5 protein-coding genes are annotated in these 4,698 nt (G+C 45.2%); 1 reads left to right on the forward strand and 4 read right to left on the reverse strand.

The features are described from left to right. The 4 genes from PN462_RS13965 to pap all read right to left on the reverse strand — a co-directional run. The coding region (locus PN462_RS13965) for a hypothetical protein (protein ID WP_272128982.1) at nucleotides 1-221 on the reverse strand (221 nt) is incomplete at its 3' end. 26 nt (nucleotides 222-247) lie between these two features. Then, nucleotides 248-952, reverse strand: a complete 705-nt coding sequence (rpiA, locus tag PN462_RS13970) for a ribose-5-phosphate isomerase RpiA (protein ID WP_443029172.1) — start codon at nucleotides 950-952, stop codon at nucleotides 248-250. Between the two features lie 70 nt (nucleotides 953-1,022). Then, nucleotides 1,023-2,051 carry a YdcF family protein gene (locus PN462_RS13975; RefSeq protein ID WP_272128986.1) on the reverse strand — a complete coding sequence of 343 codons (1,029 nt, stop codon included), beginning with the start codon at nucleotides 2,049-2,051 and terminating at the stop codon, nucleotides 1,023-1,025. 166 nt (nucleotides 2,052-2,217) lie between these two features. Further along, entirely contained in the window at nucleotides 2,218-3,714 is a 1,497-nt protein-coding gene (gene pap, locus PN462_RS13980) for a polyphosphate:AMP phosphotransferase (protein WP_272128988.1), read from the reverse strand. A gap of 174 nt (nucleotides 3,715-3,888) precedes the next feature. Between pap and PN462_RS13985 the strand changes: the two genes are divergently transcribed. Further along, nucleotides 3,889-4,323, forward strand: a complete 435-nt coding sequence (locus PN462_RS13985) for a hypothetical protein (protein WP_272128990.1) — start codon at nucleotides 3,889-3,891, stop codon at nucleotides 4,321-4,323. Nucleotides 4,324-4,698: the final 375 nt, after the last annotated feature.

Consider the following 4,698-nt stretch of genomic DNA (forward strand, 5'->3'; position numbering starts at 1 on the left):
CGAAAGCGTAACGCACCAAAAGAAAAACCGTAGGGTGCGTTAGCGAAAGCGTAACGCACCAAAAGAAAAACCGTAAAAGAAAAACCGTAGGGTGCGTTAGCGAAAGCGTAACGCACCAAAAGAAAAACCGTAAAAGAAAAACCGTAGGGTGCGTTAGCGAAAGCGTAACGCACCAAAAGAAAAACCGTAAAAGAAAAACCGTAGAAAGCGTAACGCACCAAAAGAAAAACCTAAATTGAAGATATCACTACATTTCACGGACAACAGGTTTCCCGTCCACTATCTCCCCAACTAAGACTAAATCTGCACAATTCACAAATAACCCGTTCTCTAAAACCCCTGGAATATTGTTAATAGTTTTTTCTAATTCTTCCGGGTTAGAAAGATTGTCAAACTTAACATCAATGACTAAATTTCCTTGATCTGTGACGACGGGGCCCGCTTTTTTTACACCCATTCTTAACTCCGGTTGTCCTCCCAGTTTCTTTAAAGCGGCCATGGCAGGAGTAATGGCCATGGGGATGACTTCTACGGGGAGTAAGAAACTTTCGCCCAACCGTTGCACTAACTTGCCACTATCGACGACTACAATAAATTGATTGGCGAGATAATCCACGACTTTTTCCCGTGTATGGGCGGCCCCTCCCCCTTTGATTAAGTTTTTATTGGGATCAACTTCGTCGGCCCCATCAATGGCTACATCAATATGATCCACTGCATCTAAGCTGGTTAAAGGGATACCGAATTTTTTGGCTAAGACTTCCGCTTGAAAGGAGGTGGGAATGCCTACGATGTCTTTAAGCTCTCCACTCTGTAACCGTTCTCCGATAAATTGGATTGCATAGGCGGTGGTTGATCCTGTGCCTAACCCTACTATTGTGCCGGAGGTGACGCGACTGGCCGCCGCTTTCCCGACTTCTTGTTTCATCACTTGCGCTGCATCATTGGCCATGACTGCAAATCTCTCCTGAACTTGTCGCAACGTACCTGATAGTGGCATAGAAGCGGGTCTTAGCGCAATGTTAGAAGACGATGGGGGATAACCAACCTCGGATGAAGTAGTAAATGAGTAGGAAGAATTCTTCGATGACTTCGGTGCTAATTTCTAAGGCGGTGGTGGAGGGGAGGATGTCTCGGACTTGGAGGCGTTTGCGGGGGGTGGCGTTGGTTTGGAAGGTGTAAAAATCGGTGGGTCGCGCAATGGGGTTGAGATCAACTTGGCGAAAGGTTTGGATGGCCCGGCGATTCTGAATTCCGGAGGTGATGAGGTAGAAGGGGGCGTTTTGAAGTTGTAGGTTGGTTAATGTTTCTCGGACTTCTAGGGCGGTTTGGCGGAGGTTTTTGCTTTCTACGGCGGGAATAATTTGATTGTTGATTACGCCAAGGTTTCGTAAGACTTGGGACACATCTTCTGCTTCGTTGAGTTGCTCTTCTGTGCCAATAAATTCTTGTCGGGGGTTGGCGCAGACGATGATGCGGGGGGTTTTGCCGAAGTTTTGTTGTTGTTGGCGGACGAGACGGGCGGTGTAAAGGAGGCGATCGCCAGTTTTGGTAAGCTGGATTTGAGTCCGATAGGGGATATTCGGTTCTGTGGTCCCTTCGGCTAAGAGGACAATGGCTTCAACTGCCGCCGGATCAGGCAATATGCCTAATGCACTCTGTCTTTCTTGTTCAATGCGTATTCCTTCCCATTCCATTACTCTGGCGAGGGAATGGGCAACCCAAGGATTACTAAAAATGACTAAAATTATCATCGCTGCCCAGAGAAAAACGGGGGCGGGGGGTTTGATTTCGTTTTTTTGAATGCGAGAAATTCCGGCCAATAAGAAGATGAGAGACAGTCCTAGCGGTCGGAAGGGAAAGGAAAGAATTCGCCATAAGAAGTCAATGGGGGGATAGGTTGGGTTAAAAAAGCTCAATAATACAACTCCCAAAATAAAGAGTACCCCAATTAAGGTTAATGTGGCTCTAGGGATGACCTGTACCAGTAAGTAATACAAGATCACCCCAATTAATAAAATTAATAAGGCACTGGCTAAGACTGCAAACATTTTTTGGGTAATGGGTTGGGTAATGGGTAATTTTTAATTGGTCATGGTGCTAAGAAACCGGGTTTCTTTTAGAATTGTGATATAAGGGACTAAGTTTGGATAGAAAGCCGTTTTCTTACCTAACAAAGAACAAAGAACAAAGAACAAACCACAAACCACAAAAAACCTATCCTTTTTTCTTCCGTTTAAGCTGGTTTTCGATGGATTGAATTATGGTTTCAATGATGAAAACACGGGCATAGTATTTGTCATTAGCGGGAACAATTGACCAGGGAGTAGAAGGGGTGCTAGTGCGTGCGATCGCTTGATTAATTGCCATTTCATATAAATCCCACTTTTCCCGATTGCGCCAGTCTTCATCCGTGAGTTTATACCGTTTAAACGGATCATTTTGCCGGGCTTCAAAGCGTCTTAATTGTTCATCCGGGTCAATTTGTAACCAAAACTTAACTAACACCGAACCATGACTAATTAATTGGGCTTCAAACTCATTAATTTCTCGATAGGCCCGCCGCCATTCCCATTCACTCGCAAACCCCTCTACTCGTTCCACCAAAACCCGACCATACCAACTACGGTCAAAAATACCAAAATTTCCAGCCAAGGGCAATTTACGCCAAAATCGCCAGAGATAATGATATTGTTTCTCCTCCTCACTAGGGGCAGAATAAGTGTTAACCTTATAACTCCGGGGATCAAGAATATCCGTGAGACGTTTAATTGCCCCCCCTTTACCAGCCGCATCCCACCCTTCAAACACCAAAATAACGGGAATTTGCTGCTGATAAATTTTGAGTTGTAGCTTTTTCAGGTCAAGTTGTGCGCTGCGTAAGCGTTTTTTGTATTCTTTTTTATCCAAATTTAAACTCAGATCAGCTTTTCCTACATAATCTGGGCTAGTATCGACTAAGGGTTGGGGTGGGGGATTGATCATTTGGGGAGTTTCTAAGGCTTGGCGGTCCAACGCTTCAGTTAAAAGAGCCACCAGTTGTGAGAGGACTTTAATTCTCGCCCACCGTTGACAGTTTCCCTCAACCAACATCCAAGGGGCAAACCCGGTGCTAGTATGAAGTAACATTTCTTCAGCCAAATTACGGTATTTTTTATAATTTTGTTCCTGTTGCCAATCTTCGGGCCGCACTCGCCAAGCGGTTAATTCGTCTTTGGCCGATTTTTTCAGACGTTTTTTCAATTCCTTGCGACTCAGATGGATGAAAAATTTGGCGACTGCTACGCCATCTTCTACTAATTGTCGTTCAAAGGCATTAATTTGCCCCATCACTTCCGGCACATCTGCTTCATCGACTCGTTTAAATAAACGATCTTCTAACAGATGGGTGTACCAACTGTGATAAAAAATGCCAATGGACCCTTTGGGGGGGAGTTCCTGCCAAAACCGCCACATAAAAGGATAACGCTGTTCAATTCTCGTCGGCGGTAAAATAGGGTGAACGGAAAAGCCACGGGGGTCCATGTAGTTGACCATTTTCTTGAGTAATGCACCTTTTCCGGCGGCGGCCCATCCTTCTAAGACGACGACTAGAGGGAGTTTGGCTTGCCAACAGGCTTGTTGCAGCGATCGCAATTGGCACATTAATTCCTCAATCCGCGTCTTATAGGTTACTTTATCCAGAGAACGATCTAAATCCAGCGTATCTAACATAATGACCTGAGTCGTTTAACTTTTCCTTCTCCAGTGTGCCGGAATTCTGCAAAGACTTCTCAAAAGTCCGCAGAAAAACTTAAAATCAAGGGAGGCTAAAATTGTCTTAAACCCGTTGCTCCCTGATGAAACATCCCCAACTGCTCATAATAGACAATTAGGAGACAACACAAAATGCGTTCTTTGCCTCACCCCTCTGTCCTCATCGTTATACTTTTCGCCATGATGATGTTTGGTTGTGCGCCCAGTAAACGGGCCCAGTGTAATAGTGTGATCGAAATTGCCAATCGGGCAACGGAAGAAGCCAAAACATTAACGGATGGGGGACAAACCAATGAACCCCAAGCGATGTTACAAGCGGCGGATACGATGGAAAAGGCAGCCCAAGAGATGAAGTCTTTGGAGTTGACGGATGAGAGACTACAGGAGTATCAGACGGGGTTTGTGGAGATGTATGTGAAGACGGCCCAAGCGACACGCAGTTTTGTGGATGCGTTTGAGAAGAAAGACCGCACCAATGCTGAGGCGGCTTTAACCAATTTACAAAAGGCGACGCAACCGGAAAAAGAGTTGGTGAATGGGATTAATAGTTATTGTACGCAAAATTAAAATATACTTGGGTTGAAACCCAAGGCTAATAGCTTAAACCCGTTTTTAACGGGTTAATCAGTCAATGATGAATTTAAAATCTAGCTATTACAACCTTCTGCCTTTCAATGACCCCCACCTACTTCGTGAGGTGAGGGAGTGGGGAGAGATAACCTTCCCGTAGCTGCGAATAGAGCCAAGAGCGGTTAACGAGTAAACACTTCCAGATGTTTCTCGCTTTTTGGATTATATGTGAGGGGGTGGAATCTCGCCCAACTGGGTTAGTCCAGGACACAGCGTTAACCGTGGCGTAAGAGACGTAAACCTGATTCGGAGGGATTATCTCCTATGAACCGAATTCCCGTAGTTTCCAAAGACGGGCAACCACTGATGCCA

It is taken from the genome of Spirulina sp. CS-785/01 (assembly GCF_028330525.1).
In the GTDB taxonomy this organism is placed as follows: domain Bacteria; phylum Cyanobacteriota; class Cyanobacteriia; order Cyanobacteriales; family Spirulinaceae; genus JAQMSD01.